Source organism: Rhodoglobus sp. (genome assembly GCF_053580035.1).
In genome coordinates this window covers 213,400-227,089 of the sequence record NZ_JBMDVL010000003.1, presented here as the reverse complement: position 1 = coordinate 227,089, position 13,690 = coordinate 213,400, and the positions used below count along the sequence as shown (strand labels likewise).

The window sequence follows — 13,690 nt, the reverse complement described above, 5'->3', positions numbered from 1 at the left end:
CCGCGTTTTGATGGCCGTAACGTGCAAGTTGATTGCTTCGATGCAAATCACAAGTAGTCTCCCAGTGGTGAGTGGTCAGACCAATCTAGTGGGAAATCGACCGCTAGCAACGACCCCACATGCCGAGTCCCGCCGAGCGCGCATCGTCTTCGGCAGCGCGAAGCTCGGGCCAATAGCGGTCATTGAGCCCCACCTTGAGTGCTTGGGCGGCCCCCAATTCGATCATGGCAAGATTCACGAAGGTTCCATCGTCGAGATAGACGTAGAGCAGCGAGCGCCCGTAACGATCTTCCGGTTCGCGATCTTCTGACGCCCACACGGGAGTGCCTTCGGGAAGAAAGTCTCTGAGCAGCTCCCTGGCCTCTTCGCCGTAGCATTCTCCCGCGTCAGGGTTTTGCTTGCTGTCAAGCTCTGGGGTGTCAATTCCGATCAGTCGCACCTTGAGTTCGGTGCTTCCATCATCGAGGTAAAGCGTGTCACCATCGTGCACATAGTTGACGGTCGCCGCGAAAGCGTTGGAAGGAATCGCTGGGGCAGAACTTGTAGAGACCGGTGCGGGCGTAACGGTCGTTGAGGAAACAGTGCACCCCGAGATTGCCAGGATGACGGTGAAGGCCGCTGCGGTCGTGAAGCCGAGCTTGTTGAGAAGTTTGCGCGTGACTAACACTCGACGATTCTCGCATGAGACCTAGGAGCGCGCCGTGCCCGGCTTCAACGCCCGTGACGTCACTGCACCGAGTTGCTTTCCCCAATGGTTGTGAACGGTGCGCCAATTGAACGCATCTTCGATGAACACTCCGGGTGCCGAGAGACTGGGAAAAGGAGAGTAGATCAATGTGGTCTGTGAAGATGCCACAGCGACCGAGGCGCGGTTGAGTCGCTGGACCTGCAGCGAGAGGATGCGCTGAACGAAGATGGGCATAGCGCGAAAACGGTGCATAGGGGGGATTGCGGCGACGATCACCGGGCAGTCAGGGTTCGTGCTGTTACGTACAGCCTCAGTGATCTGTTTCAGACTGCGAGACCACTCGGCGCTGGTAGTTCCCAACAAAACATCGGGTGGACCAACAACGACGATCACGGCATCGACGTCCAGAGCCTCAGACTCGAGCGCTCGGGCTGCGCGAGTCATCGTTAGCTCGGTGTCCGAGATCGTCGTCCACGAGCATCCGATGCCGTGGTCTCGTGCAACATAGCGAGCCGTTTGTGAGGCAAGCCCGAGACCATGATTCCGCAGGTTGTAACTAGAAACAGCGATATCGCCGATAAAGAGCAACCGAACCGGATCAGGACCAGCGACCTCGCCAGCAGCCGGGCCATCGGGAAAGAGGGCGTTGGCGATTTCTATCCGGTAGCCCAGCAGATTCACTTTGAGCAGAGGTCGGAAAAGGCGAATGACTGCGCCGGTCAATCGGCCAGCCGCTGATCGCTGAGGGGTGGCAGCGGTAGCGGGGAGAGATCGCTTGTTCGCTTTAACCACGGAATCCATAGTGCGGCCGCATGCAGGTCGCCGAAGACAGGACATGCCCACAAGCAGTACGTGATCTTCGCTTATTTTCTAGAGTGCGAAGATGGGTGCATGACCGAGCCTGCGACCACGCACCCTGAACTCGAAAAACTGATCGGCACCATGGAAAGGCTTCGGGCGCCGGGCGGTTGTGCCTGGGATCGCGAGCAAACCCACGAGTCGCTCGTTCAATATCTGGTTGAAGAGACCTACGAACTTGTTGAAGCCATTGAGGCTGGCGAGCCGACTGACATGGTGGAAGAGCTCGGGGATGTGCTCTATCAGGTTCTCTTCCATTCGGATATTGCTGCCGAAGAAGGGCGTTTCACGCTCGAAGATGTTGCCGCGAACATGACCGCCAAAATGGTTGGTCGTCATCCGCACGTTTTCGGCGACACAACCGCAGAAACTGCCGACGACGTCATTGCTGTGTGGGATGACCTCAAGAAGACTGAAAAACCGCACCGCACGAGCGCGGTCGATGGCATCCCGATGGCAATGCCAGCGCTGGCTCTCGCAGACAAGATGCTGGGTCGCGCGCACAAAGTTGGACTACTGGATGCCACGGTTCCTGGCGCAATCAACGTCACAGAAGAAGACGAACTTGGTCCGCTATTACTGGCGATTGTTGCGTCCGCCAAAGCCAATGGTCTCGATTCAGAGCGAGCGTTGCGCACGGCAGTGCGTGGTTTGAGTAACGAGATTCAGGCGCACGAGCTGGAGTCAAACGAAGATTAAAAGGGTGGTGCCCTCCCTAACCCGAATAGAGAGGGCACCGGCGCAATGCCAATAGATGAGACATGTGATCGCACGTCGATCATCTAATTGAAGGCATCGCGCGCTAGCGGATCGGTGGGATTACCCGGCCTACCGATCCAGCGTTGGAGAAGCCCCTGGTGAGGGGTATTCAAGTAGTTGTGGTGTCACTAACAGTCAGGTGGCACAAGGAGAAATCATAACCGTTGCCGACTTGATAAGCAAACAACCGTTATGTTAATAACCATGGCTCGCACACCCGACCCGACTCGCAAGCCAGCGTTGATCCAACAGGCACTCTATTTTCTTGTTGATAAGCCGCTGTCTAGTCTCACTTTTCGTTCTCTAGCGAAAGCTCTCGACGTGAGCACTTTCACGCTCGTTTACCATTTCGGCACTCGAACTGAACTAATTCGTGAGATCGTTCGCGCTAATGCCCGCGGGGTCACCCCCGAAGAAGCATCTGCTCTGCCCGCAAGCACGCTAGAAGAGTACTTTTCTAGCCTGTATCTTTCTTGGCAGTGGACCCAATTGCCAGAAAATTTGCATCGCCAACGTCTCGAATTCGAAGCAGGGCTGCTCGAAGCCGTCGATCGCGACGATTTTTCCATCACACGCAACTACTTCATGCAGTGGGTTGAACTCGGCACCAGGGCGCTGGTGGCGCTCGGCATTGACCGCCAGCACGCCGAAATAGAGTCGTGGTTGCTCATCAACACCTTCCACGGTGTGCAATTCGATCTCGTGCTCAATGAGGACATTGATGCATCCGCCGCCGTCTTTGAGACTGCGGTGCGCCACCATCGGCAAAGAGTTGAAGCGCTAATCGGCGAAGTCGCGCGCTAGCCACGAAACCTCGCCGCGTGCGAGAGAATAGAAATCATGGCGTCAACTGTTAATCCTCCTCGCGGCATGCGAGACTTCCTCCCCGCAGATAAAGCTCGCCGTGAGCGGGTACTCGGTGTGATTCGCGGCAGCTACCGGGCCCACGGTTTCGACGAGATTGAAACTCCCGTGATGGAAGACAGTTCACGGCTCCACGCCGGATTGGGCGGCGACAACGAGAAACTTGCCTTCGCCGTCATGAAGCGGGGGCTCACAGCAGACAAGCTGCAGGCGGCATCCGAAGCGCTCGATCTTGCCGATTTGGGGTTACGCTTCGACCTCACCGTGCCGCTCGCCCGGTTTTATGCCAGCCACCGTGCCGAACTGCCGAAGGTGTTCCGTGCAATTCAGATCGCGCCGGTCTGGCGAGCGGAGCGACCACAGAAGGGCCGCTACCGCCAGTTCGTGCAGTGCGACATTGACATTATGGGTGAGCCTGGCGCGAGTGCAGAGATCGAGCTGATCACTGCCACGGCGGCGACGCTCGACGCCCTCGGCATTGCCGGGTGCACGATCCGAGTCAACGACCGCCGCCTTCTCACGAGTGCGCTCAGCGTGCTCGGATTTCCGGCCAAGGAGCACGAAGCTGTGCTCATCACTGTCGACAAGCTCGACAAGTTAGGGCCGGATGGAGTGGTCGCCGAGTTGCGTGAGCGTGCGTTCCCTGACGCCCCGGTCGCCGCGCTCGCCGAATTTTTGCAGCGCCCGCAGTCGGAATCGAAGCCTGAGTTCACGGCAGATGCCATCCGGGCGGTACTTCCCGCCGGCGTGAATGAAACAGTGATCGCCGAGCTCGCAACAATCGGCCACGCGGTCGAGGCGGGCCGTGGTGATTCTGGCGCGCTCATTGAGTTCGATCCGTGGTTGGTTCGGGGGATGGGCTATTACACGGGAGCGATCTTCGAGGTGACTCACCCGTCACTCGGATACTCGCTGGGGGGCGGAGGTCGCTACGACGGAATGATCGGTCGTTTCTTGGGCAGCGATGTGCCCGCTGTCGGTTTCTCGCTCGGTTTCGAGCGCCTTGTCGATCTTGTTGAGTTGGATGATGCGGCTAGCGATGACCAGATTGCTCTCGTCTATGACACCGATGTTGATCCGGCTACGATCGTTCGTTTGCAGGCCGAATTGATTCGTGAGGGCAAGCGCGTGCGACTCGAGGTTCGCCCTCGAAAACTGCCGCAATTGCTCGAACAGTTGCGCGAAGCTGGCTTCACCAGTTTCGCTGCCGTCCGCGCGGATTCTGGAACGGTTGCTAGCCTTGAATTCAAGCCGCTCGCTGCGCAGTAGCTATCAGGCAACGGCACTTCGACGTCGAGGGGAAGCTGTGATGCGCAAGATCGCTCCGATTGCCATTTTCTTAGGGCTAAGTTTCGGACTGTCGTGGCTTATTGCTCTGCCATTGTGGTTCGGCGGGGGCCTCGAGAGTCCACTCTTTATTGTCTTTGCGTTGGCGATAATGTTCACGCCAGCTATCGCTGCTCTTGTCGTTGTTTTCTTCGTCGAAAAACACCCCGATGGTCGCTCGCGACGCCGTGCGCTCGGGTTGGGGTCGGTTCGACCGGTCGGGCGCTTTCTGAAGTATTTGGCATTGGCACTGTTTGTTCCTCCGGCGCTGATCCTCGCAGCGCTGCTCGTCGGCGTGGTCTTCGGCGTCTACCCGGCAGATTTCGTTGACTTCTCGGGCTTCCAAGAGACAGTGGATGCCCAACTCGAGGCTCTCGGGCAAGATCCGCTTCCCGTGCCGATTGCTCTCCTTGTCGCAGCACAGTTCATCAATGTGCTCATTGGTTCGGTCATCAACGTGATTCCGGCGCTTGGCGAGGAGTTGGGATGGCGCGGCTGGTTATTGCCCAAACTGCTGACATTGGGCGCTGTGCCCGCGATTCTGATTTCGGGTGTTATTTGGGGCTTATGGCACGCACCCCTCATCCTGCTCGGCTACAACTACGGCGACGCGCCTGGGTGGCTCGCGCTCAGCGCGATGGTTGGCATGACAATCGTGATCGGTGCGGTGTTCTCGTGGCTGCGCATCCGCTCAGAGTCTGTGTGGCCAGCAGCTCTCGCGCATGGCGCCTTTAACGCGGCGGCAGGGTTCTCGTTGGTGTTTGTCATGGCTGGCGAGGTATTTAGCCCGCTCGAGGCAACAATTTTGGGTTGGACTGGATGGCTCGTTCCTCTGGTCCTTGTCATCGTTTTGTTGGCGACAGGACAGTTTCGCGCTCCAGCACCGCGAGACTCAGAGTTACCTGCTGAGTCGGCATCGATCGCTGGCTCGGAGTAGGCTTTCCCCCGGACATCCACCACTACTAGTCCAAACAATCTTTCTTGAAGGAGATCCCCTGTGGCCTTGATCGAAGCAGTTGGCGCCCGTGAAATTCTTGACTCTCGGGGCAACCCGACCGTTGAGGTCGAAGTTTTGCTCGACGACGGTGTGGTTTCTCGCGCCGCAGTTCCTTCGGGAGCATCCACCGGTGCGTTTGAGGCTTACGAGCTTCGCGACGGTGACAAAGACCGTTACCTCGGCAAGGGTGTGCAGAAAGCTGTTGACGCCGTAATCGACGACCTCGGCCCCGCCATTGAAGGCCTCGACGCCTCCGACCAGCGTCTCGTTGATGCTGAGCTCATTGCCGTTGATGGCACCGAGAACAAGAAGAACCTGGGCGCCAACGCGATCCTCGGTGTCTCGCTTGCTGTTGCCAAGGCTGCTGCGGATTCTGCAGACCTTCCCCTCTTCCGCTACCTCGGCGGACCAAACGCCCACGTGCTTCCCGTGCCGATGATGAACGTCATTAACGGTGGATCGCACGCCGACAGCAACGTCGACATTCAAGAGTTCATGATCCTCCCGCACGGTGCAGACACCTTCAGCGAGGGCCTCCGTTGGGGCGTAGAGACCTACCACGTGCTCAAGGGCTTGCTCAAGAGCAAGGGCCTCAGCACCGGCCTCGGAGACGAGGGTGGCTTCGCCCCCGACCTCTCCAGCAACCGCGCGGCTCTTGACCTGCTCATGGAAGCCATCGAGAAGGCCGGCTTCACGCCTGGCAAGGACATTGCTGTTGGTCTTGACGTTGCCGCCACCGAGTTCTACAAAGATGGTGTTTACACCTTTGAAGGAACCTCGAAGTCGGCAGGCGACATGAGCGCGTACTACGCGGAACTCGTTGCTGCGTACCCGCTCGTATCGATCGAAGACCCGCTTGACGAAGATGACTGGGAGGGCTGGGCTCAGCTCACCACCGAGATCGGTGCCAAGACTCAGATCGTCGGAGACGACCTGTTCGTCACCAACCCCAAGCGTCTCGCCAAGGGAATCGAGCTCGCAACGGCGAATTCGATCCTCGTGAAGGTGAACCAGATCGGTTCGCTCACCGAAACCCTCGACGCAGTTTCTCTCGCACAGCGCAGCGGCTACACGGCCGTCATGTCGCACCGTTCCGGTGAGACAGAAGACACCACCATTGCTGACCTCGCTGTCGCGCTCAACACCGGTCAGATCAAGACTGGTGCACCGGCTCGATCCGAGCGCGTAGCTAAGTACAACCAGCTTCTGCGCATCGAAGAAGAGCTCGGCGATGCCGCAGTTTACGCCGGCCGTTCCGCGTTCCCGCGGTTCGTCGGCTAGCGCCCGTCAGCGTCGTCTAGCATCGAACGCATGGCTAGGCGAGTACGAGCAAAAAAGGTAGCGGTGACGCTGCCCGAGGAGAGCGCGCCAGAACACTGGTTGCGCACGATCCGCTTCTCGGGCTTCACCGTGCTCATGCTCGGTTTGCTCATACTCGCCGTGATCGTTCTTGCGCCCAACCTGCGCATCCTGATCGAACAACAGCAAACCATCGCGCAGTTGCAGACAGAAGTGGATGAGGCCCAAGAATCTGTTGACGACCTCACCGAGAATGCCGCCAGATGGAACGATCGCGCCTACATCGAGTCGCAAGCCCGTGACCGGCTGTACTACGTCTATCCCGGCGAAGTGAGCTACCTGGTTACCGGCGACGCCGCCGATGTAACCACCAACGACGGCGTGCCCGTGAGCACGAGCATCCAGACCACCAAAATTGATTGGGTGACAACTCTCGTGTCATCCATCTACACTGCTGGTCTCACTGAAGATGCGCCAGACAAGCTGACCGCCCCCGTGATTGAAGGACCAACGCAATGACCACCCCACCGTTTGACACCGTCAGCGATGAAGATGTGCGCATTGTGTCGCTCCAACTAGGTCGCCCCGCCCGTGACGTGATCGGCATTGCCGCCCGCTGCGTGTGTGGCGCGCCAACCGTGGTTTCGACCAAGCCGCGCTTGAGCGATGGAACGCCGTTTCCCACCATCTATTACCTGTGCCACCCGGCGGCGACGGCATCCGTGTCGACGCTGGAAGCCGAAGGGCACATGCCAGAACTTGCAGCACTGCTTGAGGGCGAAATCGCTGAGCAATATCAAGCAGCGCATGACGCCTACATTGCTGATCGCGATGGCATCGAGGTCGTTGCAGAGCTTGCCGGTGTTTCTGCTGGCGGCATGCCCACTCGAGTCAAGTGCTTGCACGCCTTGGTCGGGCATTCGCTCGCCGCCGGCCCCGGAGTGAACCCCATTGGCGACATCGCCCTTGAGCGTGCGTCGTGGACCCCGACGGTATGCCAGTGCCCCGACTATTCAGTCGCCGAGGCCGACGCCGACTCTGCCAATGTTGCTTCAGCGAACGCGGCGGGGGAGAGCGGCCCATGAAGCGGTGGGCGGCTGGCGCAGTTCTGATGGCGAGTGTGGCCTCGCTGCTGGTTGCTACGCCTGCCTACGCGGATGCGGTTCGTGATCAGGAGTACTGGCTGCAGGAGTACGGCATCGAGGCTGCGTGGCAAGTCACCAAGGGTGCCGGGGTAACTATCGCCGTGATCGACACCGGCGTCGATGGCAGTGTGCAAGAGCTTGTCGGTGCGGTTACCGGCGGAACAGATTTTTCTGGCAAGGGATCGCCCAATGGGCAGACTCCGGTCGGTGACGAGAACCCCGCCCATGGCACTCTCGTGGCGTCGCTGGCTGCCGGTCGTGGCACAGGCACCGATTCCGGTGTGCTTGGCGCTGCACCCGAAGCCAATATTTTGGCGATCTCGATAGGCTTCACTGGTGGACCGATCAGTTCGGATGACCAGATTGCTCAAGCCGTGCGTTACGCCGTTGATCAGGGCGCGGATGTCATCAACCTGTCGCTCACTCGCGAAACCTTGGATTGGCCTCTGAGCTGGGACAGCGCATTCCTCTACGCCATGGATAACAATGTTGTCGTGGTGGCGGCGGCGGGAAACCGTGGCAGTGGAACAACGTCGGTTGGCGCCCCGGCCACGATGCCGGGTGTTCTGACGGTCGCCGGTGTCGACGTGAACGGTGTGGCGAGCTTCAACGCTTCCACTCAGGGCATCACCATTGGTGTTGCGGCGCCAAGTGAAGATCTCGTGGGTGTTGCTCCTGGCGGTTCGCACGTGCTGTGGAACGGAACCAGTGGGGCAACTCCGATCGTGGCGGGCATCGTGGCGCTTGTGCGAGCCGCGCATCCTGAACTTGATGCTGCCAACGTCATCAATCGCATTGTGAAGACCGCGCATGACACTGGTGCGCCTGGCACCGATGCGATCTACGGTTTCGGGCTGATAGATGCTGAAGCTGCTGTGAAGGCTTCCGTGCCGTTGGTCAATGCGAATCCCATGGGCAGCCTGGCCGAGTGGATAACTATTTATCGTCGTGCAGAGTCGATCCCTGTGCCGCTTCCGAGCTCGAGTTCTACCCCCGCCCCAGCGCCCGAAACTGATGGTGTTCCGGATGCCGCTGGCCCGGTTAGCCCGCTCGGAACACTGCTCCCAACAGTGAGCATGCTTCGCAATGTGGGGGTACCACTTGCTGTTTATGGCATTTTTCTGACAATTTTCGCTGTCTGGGGCCTTGCGTTCTGGCGTCGGTTTAGGAGTACGCGCGAGACAGAGTAGGTTTGGTGGCGAACTTGCCCCTTTTAGGAGACTCTGACTCGTGCCAAAAATCTTGATTGTCGGCGGCGGCTACGCCGGTTTTTACACTGCTCGTAAGCTCGAAAAGTGGCTGCGTCGCGGTGAAGCAGAGGTCACCATGGTTGACCCTCTTCCTTACATGACCTACCAGCCTTTCTTGCCTGAGGTTGCTGCAGGCTCCATCGAGCCTCGCCACGCGGTTGTTCCTCACCGTCGCCACCTGAAGACCACCAAGGTCGTCACGGCGAAGGTCTCCGGAATCAACCACGCCACAAAGACGGCAACGATTCAGCCAGAGGTTGGTGACTCGTGGGAGATGGATTACGACCTCGTCGTCGTCACCGCCGGTGCTGTGTCGCGCACGTTCCCGATTCCGGGTGTTGCTGACGAAGCAATTGGCATGAAGACGATTGAAGAGGCTGTTGCTGTTCGTGACCGTCTTCTCACCAACTTCGACAAGGCATCGAACCTGCCAGCTGGTCCTGAGCGCGACCGTCTGCTGACGTTCGTTGTTGTCGGTGGCGGCTTCGCCGGTATTGAAGCCTTCGGCGAAATGCGGAGCCTGGCGTCATCGCTGCTGCCGCTCTACCCGAGCCTCAACTTCGAAGACACTCACTTCCACCTCATCGAAGCCATGGGCCGCATCATGCCCGAGGTTTCGTTGGAGACCAGCAAGTGGGTTATCAAGAACCTTGACGAGCGTGGAGCCAAGATTCACCTCGACACCCAGCTGAAGTCTGCTGTCGGCGGCGTCGTTGAGCTGTCGACGGGCGAAAGCTTCGAGTCAGACACCATCGTGTGGACTGCTGGCGTGATGGCCAACCCGGTTGTGCGCAGCACTGATCTCCCCATTGAAGAGCGTGGACGCATCCGCGTGCAGGCCGACCTCCGTGTTATCAACGACGACGGCGTTGTCGAGGGTGCTTGGGGTGCTGGCGATGTGTGTGCTGTTCCTGACCTCACCGGTGGTGGCGTTGGCGGCTTCTGCGTTCCGAACGCTCAGCACGCTGTTCGCCAGGCCAAGCTCATGGCCAAGAACATCGTCGCCTCGCTTCGTGGCGAAGGCACCAAGGACTACTTCCACAAGAACCAGGGTGCAGTTGCCGGTCTCGGCCTCTACCACGGTGTCTTCCAGTCCGGCAAAATCGCGGTCAAGGGCTTCCCGGCGTGGTTCATGCACCGCGGATACCACGGCATGGCGATGCCGATGTTCGAGCGTAAGGCTCGTGTCTTCAGCAACTGGATCACGAACTTCTTCTGGGGTCGCGACACCATTTCGATCGAGGCACGCGTAGAACCGCGCCGCGCATTCGAAGAATTCGCCTCACGCCCCAAGTAGTATTTGCTGAGCCCCACGCACTGCGTGGGGCGTGCCCCGATAGCCCAATTGGCAGAGGCAGATGACTTAAAATCATCACAGTCAGGGTTCGAGTCCCTGTCGGGGCACAGTGTTTAATCGCGTTCGCTGGCCGTGCAATCGGCAGGTAAGTGAACGCTTAACGCATGAAGGCGGTCGCATTGCGGCCGCCTTCATGCGTTAGATCTGGATTCACTTAGGCGGGCAGAATCTCCGCGAGAAGCTTCTGGATGCGCGCCTTGATGTCATCGCGAATCGGGCGCACTTCATCGAGGCCCTTGCCGCGAGGGTCGACGAGCTCCCAGTCCTCGTAGCGCTTGCCGGGGAAGATCGGGCAGACGTCACCGCAGCCCATCGTGATGACAACATCCGAGGCTTGAACCTGGTCTGTTGTCATGAGTTGGGGAACCGCCTGCGAGATGTCGATGCCTTCTTCTGCCATCGCCAAGATTGCGGTCGGGTTGATCTCGTTGCCGGGCTCAGAACCGCCCGAGCGCACCTCGACGGCGCCGTTCGACAGGGCGGTCATGTAGCCGGCGGCCATTTGCGAACGCCCAGCGTTATGTATGCAGACAAAAAGTACAACAGGCTTGCGGATCTCGGAAGCGGCGGTGGCAGTCTCGGTGGTCATTTCTAAAGCATAGATGATTGTCTATGGATTGCGCGAGGGGTGGCCCCGGCGCGAGCAACTAGTTCACTCAGCGTTCACCGGGGCAGCGACTGCAAGAGTTCACGCACCCGACGATCGATGTCATCGCGCACGGCACGCACGCCATCCATCGCCATGTCGGCAGGGTCGGGAAGCTCCCAATCGAGGTAGCGGCGGCCAGGGTAAATCGGGCACGCATCGCCACAGCCCATCGTGACCACGACATCCGCACCCCGCACAACCTCATCAGTGAGAGGCTTCGGATACTCGCCATCGATCGAAACGCCAATCTCGTCGAGAGCCGCCACAATCTTGGGGTTAACCGTTTCGGTGGGCTGCGAGCCGGCAGTCAAGACACGCACGCGGTCTCCGGCAAGAGCGCGCAAAATCGCGGACGCCAATTGTGAGCGACCCGCATTCTGCACGCACACGAACAGCACGCTGGTGGGGGAATCGGATGCTGCGGCATCCGTCACCGCTGCGTTATTCGTCACCGCAGCGGCATTCGCATCGGCAAGGGAGCCCAAGCGATCGGCGGCGAATCGTGAGGTGTGCGACGACAAGTGGCGATCGCGCGGGGAACCCCGGCGCAAAAGTTCATAGCTACTCGCCACGTATTCGGCGATGGTTTCGCGCGAGAAGACACCAGCAAAGCGGAGGGCGAGATCGTCGGAGATTCGGGCGAGCACGGGGAAATCAACGGTGGCGGCGGACGCATCGGCGGGGGAGCATTGCACAAAATCAAAGACGTCACTCAGGCGAGACTGTACGAGTGAATACCAGACCTGGCGCCCCTCTTGGACGCTCTGCAGGATGCCATCGTTGGCCATGATGCGAACGTGGTGACTGACAGTGGGCTGCGTGAGTCCGAGGCGCGCGGCGAGGTCGGTGACCCCACGACGACCATCCGGGGCATCCATCAGCAGGCGCAAGATCTGCACTCGTGTCGGGTCGGCGATCGCCCGCATGCTGTGAGCGATTCGCTCGGCGATTGCACGCTCGGTCGAGCTGGATCCGGTCGCTGACATAGACAGCAGTCTAAACGTCAGAGACGGATTCATAGACAGTTATCAATGTTTAGGTATGATCGCGGAATGACCGCGCCCCGCAGCCTTGCCCTCGCCCGCCGCCTCACCGCAGAATTTGTGGGCAGCGCCGGTCTTGCCGCCGTCGTCATCGGTTCCGGTATTGCCGCCCAACAGCTGTCACCGGGCGACACTGGCCTACAACTTCTCGAGAATGCTCTCGCCACCGCATTCGGTCTTGGCGTGCTCATCCTCGTCTTCATGACCGTCAGCGGCGCCCACTTCAACCCGGTCGTCTCGATCGTCGACTCGCTCAGCGGGCTGCGCTCGTGGCGCGACACCGCCTTCTACATTCCCACCCAAATTGTCGGATGCATCGGCGGCGCTATTCTCGCCAACCTCATGTTCGGGCAGTCCGCCGTCACGTTCAGCACCACCGTGCGCCTCACTCCGGGACACTTTCTCAGCGAGGTCGTTGCAACCGCCGGACTCATCGTCGTGATCTTCGCCCTCGTGCGCACCGGTCGCGCAAGCTTGGCTCCCATCGCTGTCGGAACGTACATCGGCGGTGCCTACTTCTTCACGAGCTCCACCAGCTTTGCCAACCCCGCCATCACCATCGGCCGCATGTTCAGCGACACTTTTGCGGGAATCGCGCCCACGTCCGCTCCCGGCTTTATCGCGGCCCAACTCGTGGGGGCTGGTCTCGGCTATTTACTCGTGCGATGGCTTTTCCCTGAGCGTCGCATGGCATAGTCGCCTTGGCGGGAGTACTCTCAGGGCAAAGCCAGCATCAGGGTTTCGCCAAGGAGGAACATCATGGCTGAATTCACCGGTCTACAGCTCGTATTAGTACTCGCGTTGATCGCGTTCTATATCGTTACGATTTGGGCGATCGTGGTCACCGTGCGAGATCCCACCGCTTTTCCGTGGATGACCGCACTCTGGATCACCGCCCTCATCCTGTTTCCGATAATCGGTCTTCTCGCGTGGCTAATCTGGCGCATCATGCGCAAGAACGCCGGCCTTCCCGGTTTCACCCGCGAAACCCATCGCAAACATTAGTCGCGCAGCGGCGACCCGACAACGTCGAACCGGCTGCCGCCCATCTCCCCGTTGAGCAGTGGCATTGCTTCCTTGATCGCGGCCTGCACGCTCGCTAGCTGAAGCGAGAGCTGGTGGGCCTCGGCCGATTCCCAGAGCTCAGAAACGAACACAGTGTCGGGATGCTCGTCGCTCACGCCAACCTCATAGCTGAGGCATCCGGCCCCATCGAGGTCGGTGCTGCGGCGCGTGAGAATCGCCACAACCTCGTCGCGGTGGCCAAGTTTCACACCAAGAGTTCCTACGTTTGCAAAAGTCATTCCTCCACTCAAGAGCACCTTGCAGCATGGGTCAAGCAAAGGGTGGGCGTGAACGTCGTTGTGCTTGACACCGCGTTCTGAGAAAGTTGAGCAACCAAGGCGCTGAAGCCGCACCCGGGCTCACCAGCGTTTCGATGCTCATCGCCGTGCA

At 59.5% G+C, this 13,690-nt stretch carries 16 protein-coding genes and 1 tRNA gene; 12 read left to right on the top strand and 5 right to left on the bottom strand.

Annotated elements, in window-relative coordinates; genetic code table 11:
• Nucleotides 1-103: 103 nt before the first annotated feature.
• Nucleotides 104-667 (bottom strand): thermonuclease family protein, encoded by a 564-nt coding sequence (locus ACOH1Z_RS11965; RefSeq protein WP_449648718.1) that lies wholly within the window; start codon nucleotides 665-667, stop codon nucleotides 104-106.
• A 21-nt stretch (nucleotides 668-688) separates the two neighbouring features.
• Complete coding sequence (locus tag ACOH1Z_RS11960) at nucleotides 689-1,480, bottom strand: SGNH/GDSL hydrolase family protein (protein ID WP_449648717.1); 792 nt, start codon at nucleotides 1,478-1,480, stop codon at nucleotides 689-691.
• Nucleotides 1,481-1,579: 99 nt separating this feature from the next.
• Between ACOH1Z_RS11960 and mazG the strand changes: the two genes are divergently transcribed.
• From mazG to ACOH1Z_RS11910, 10 genes are all read left to right on the top strand, one after another.
• Nucleotides 1,580-2,245, top strand: coding sequence for a nucleoside triphosphate pyrophosphohydrolase (mazG, locus tag ACOH1Z_RS11955; protein ID WP_449648716.1), 666 nt, complete (start codon nucleotides 1,580-1,582; stop codon nucleotides 2,243-2,245).
• A 264-nt stretch (nucleotides 2,246-2,509) separates the two neighbouring features.
• Nucleotides 2,510-3,109 carry a TetR/AcrR family transcriptional regulator gene (locus tag ACOH1Z_RS11950; protein WP_449648715.1) on the top strand — a complete coding sequence of 200 codons (600 nt, stop codon included), beginning with the start codon at nucleotides 2,510-2,512 and terminating at the stop codon, nucleotides 3,107-3,109.
• A gap of 36 nt (nucleotides 3,110-3,145) precedes the next feature.
• Nucleotides 3,146-4,438 carry a histidine--tRNA ligase gene (gene hisS / locus ACOH1Z_RS11945; protein WP_449648714.1) on the top strand — a complete coding sequence of 431 codons (1,293 nt, stop codon included), beginning with the start codon at nucleotides 3,146-3,148 and terminating at the stop codon, nucleotides 4,436-4,438.
• A gap of 40 nt (nucleotides 4,439-4,478) precedes the next feature.
• The gene (locus ACOH1Z_RS11940) at nucleotides 4,479-5,432 is read left to right on the top strand and encodes a CPBP family intramembrane glutamic endopeptidase (protein WP_449648788.1); all 954 of its coding nucleotides are present in this window, start codon (nucleotides 4,479-4,481) and stop codon (nucleotides 5,430-5,432) included.
• Nucleotides 5,433-5,492: 60 nt separating this feature from the next.
• Entirely contained in the window at nucleotides 5,493-6,773 is a 1,281-nt protein-coding gene (eno, locus tag ACOH1Z_RS11935; RefSeq protein WP_449648713.1) for a phosphopyruvate hydratase, read from the top strand.
• Between the two features lie 30 nt (nucleotides 6,774-6,803).
• Nucleotides 6,804-7,310 carry an FtsB family cell division protein gene (locus ACOH1Z_RS11930; protein WP_449648712.1) on the top strand — a complete coding sequence of 169 codons (507 nt, stop codon included), beginning with the start codon at nucleotides 6,804-6,806 and terminating at the stop codon, nucleotides 7,308-7,310.
• Nucleotides 7,307-7,876, top strand: a complete 570-nt coding sequence (locus ACOH1Z_RS11925; protein WP_449648711.1) for a DUF501 domain-containing protein — start codon at nucleotides 7,307-7,309, stop codon at nucleotides 7,874-7,876. Before ACOH1Z_RS11930 ends, ACOH1Z_RS11925 begins: the two co-directional genes overlap by 4 nt.
• Nucleotides 7,873-9,126 (top strand): S8 family serine peptidase, encoded by a 1,254-nt coding sequence (locus tag ACOH1Z_RS11920; protein ID WP_449648710.1) that lies wholly within the window; start codon nucleotides 7,873-7,875, stop codon nucleotides 9,124-9,126. Before ACOH1Z_RS11925 ends, ACOH1Z_RS11920 begins: the two co-directional genes overlap by 4 nt.
• 40 nt (nucleotides 9,127-9,166) lie before the next feature.
• Nucleotides 9,167-10,483 carry an NAD(P)/FAD-dependent oxidoreductase gene (locus ACOH1Z_RS11915; RefSeq protein ID WP_449648709.1) on the top strand — a complete coding sequence of 439 codons (1,317 nt, stop codon included), beginning with the start codon at nucleotides 9,167-9,169 and terminating at the stop codon, nucleotides 10,481-10,483.
• Between the two features lie 33 nt (nucleotides 10,484-10,516).
• Nucleotides 10,517-10,590 (top strand) — tRNA-Leu (locus tag ACOH1Z_RS11910).
• Between the two features lie 107 nt (nucleotides 10,591-10,697).
• Here the strand turns inward: ACOH1Z_RS11910 and ACOH1Z_RS11905 are convergent.
• Together ACOH1Z_RS11905 and ACOH1Z_RS11900 are read right to left on the bottom strand one after the other, a co-directional pair.
• Nucleotides 10,698-11,132, bottom strand: a complete 435-nt coding sequence (locus ACOH1Z_RS11905) for an arsenate reductase ArsC (RefSeq protein WP_449648708.1) — start codon at nucleotides 11,130-11,132, stop codon at nucleotides 10,698-10,700.
• 74 nt (nucleotides 11,133-11,206) lie between these two features.
• Nucleotides 11,207-12,178 (bottom strand): metalloregulator ArsR/SmtB family transcription factor, encoded by a 972-nt coding sequence (locus ACOH1Z_RS11900; RefSeq protein ID WP_449648707.1) that lies wholly within the window; start codon nucleotides 12,176-12,178, stop codon nucleotides 11,207-11,209.
• 66 nt (nucleotides 12,179-12,244) lie between these two features.
• Between ACOH1Z_RS11900 and ACOH1Z_RS11895 the strand changes: the two genes are divergently transcribed.
• Both ACOH1Z_RS11895 and ACOH1Z_RS11890 read left to right on the top strand, forming a co-directional pair.
• Complete coding sequence (locus tag ACOH1Z_RS11895; RefSeq protein WP_449648706.1) at nucleotides 12,245-12,931, top strand: aquaporin; 687 nt, start codon at nucleotides 12,245-12,247, stop codon at nucleotides 12,929-12,931.
• Nucleotides 12,932-12,994: 63 nt separating this feature from the next.
• Entirely contained in the window at nucleotides 12,995-13,240 is a 246-nt protein-coding gene (locus ACOH1Z_RS11890) for a PLDc N-terminal domain-containing protein (protein WP_449648705.1), read from the top strand.
• On the opposite strand, the gene ACOH1Z_RS11885 is transcribed toward ACOH1Z_RS11890, so the two are convergent.
• On the bottom strand, nucleotides 13,237-13,539 hold the full coding sequence (locus ACOH1Z_RS11885; protein WP_449648704.1) for a putative quinol monooxygenase: 303 nt from the start codon (nucleotides 13,537-13,539) through the stop codon (nucleotides 13,237-13,239). The two genes, ACOH1Z_RS11890 and ACOH1Z_RS11885, sit on opposite strands and share 4 nt — an antisense overlap.
• Nucleotides 13,540-13,690: the final 151 nt, after the last annotated feature.

Excerpts from the sequence above, each read along its gene's own strand:
- mazG (WP_449648716.1), top strand. The coding sequence starts at position 1,580 with ATGACCGAGCCTGCGACCACGCACCCTGAACTCGAAAAACTGATCGGC.
- ACOH1Z_RS11950 (WP_449648715.1), top strand. The coding sequence starts at position 2,510 with ATGGCTCGCACACCCGACCCGACTCGCAAGCCAGCGTTGATCCAACAG.
- hisS (WP_449648714.1), top strand. The coding sequence starts at position 3,146 with ATGGCGTCAACTGTTAATCCTCCTCGCGGCATGCGAGACTTCCTCCCC.
- ACOH1Z_RS11940 (WP_449648788.1), top strand. The coding sequence starts at position 4,479 with ATGCGCAAGATCGCTCCGATTGCCATTTTCTTAGGGCTAAGTTTCGGA.
- ACOH1Z_RS11930 (WP_449648712.1), top strand. The coding sequence starts at position 6,804 with ATGGCTAGGCGAGTACGAGCAAAAAAGGTAGCGGTGACGCTGCCCGAG.
- ACOH1Z_RS11925 (WP_449648711.1), top strand. The coding sequence starts at position 7,307 with ATGACCACCCCACCGTTTGACACCGTCAGCGATGAAGATGTGCGCATT.
- ACOH1Z_RS11920 (WP_449648710.1), top strand. The coding sequence starts at position 7,873 with ATGAAGCGGTGGGCGGCTGGCGCAGTTCTGATGGCGAGTGTGGCCTCG.
- ACOH1Z_RS11905 (WP_449648708.1), bottom strand. The coding sequence starts at position 11,132 with ATGACCACCGAGACTGCCACCGCCGCTTCCGAGATCCGCAAGCCTGTT.
- ACOH1Z_RS11900 (WP_449648707.1), bottom strand. The coding sequence starts at position 12,178 with ATGTCAGCGACCGGATCCAGCTCGACCGAGCGTGCAATCGCCGAGCGA.
- ACOH1Z_RS11895 (WP_449648706.1), top strand. The coding sequence starts at position 12,245 with ATGACCGCGCCCCGCAGCCTTGCCCTCGCCCGCCGCCTCACCGCAGAA.
- ACOH1Z_RS11890 (WP_449648705.1), top strand. The coding sequence starts at position 12,995 with ATGGCTGAATTCACCGGTCTACAGCTCGTATTAGTACTCGCGTTGATC.
- ACOH1Z_RS11885 (WP_449648704.1), bottom strand. The coding sequence starts at position 13,539 with ATGACTTTTGCAAACGTAGGAACTCTTGGTGTGAAACTTGGCCACCGC.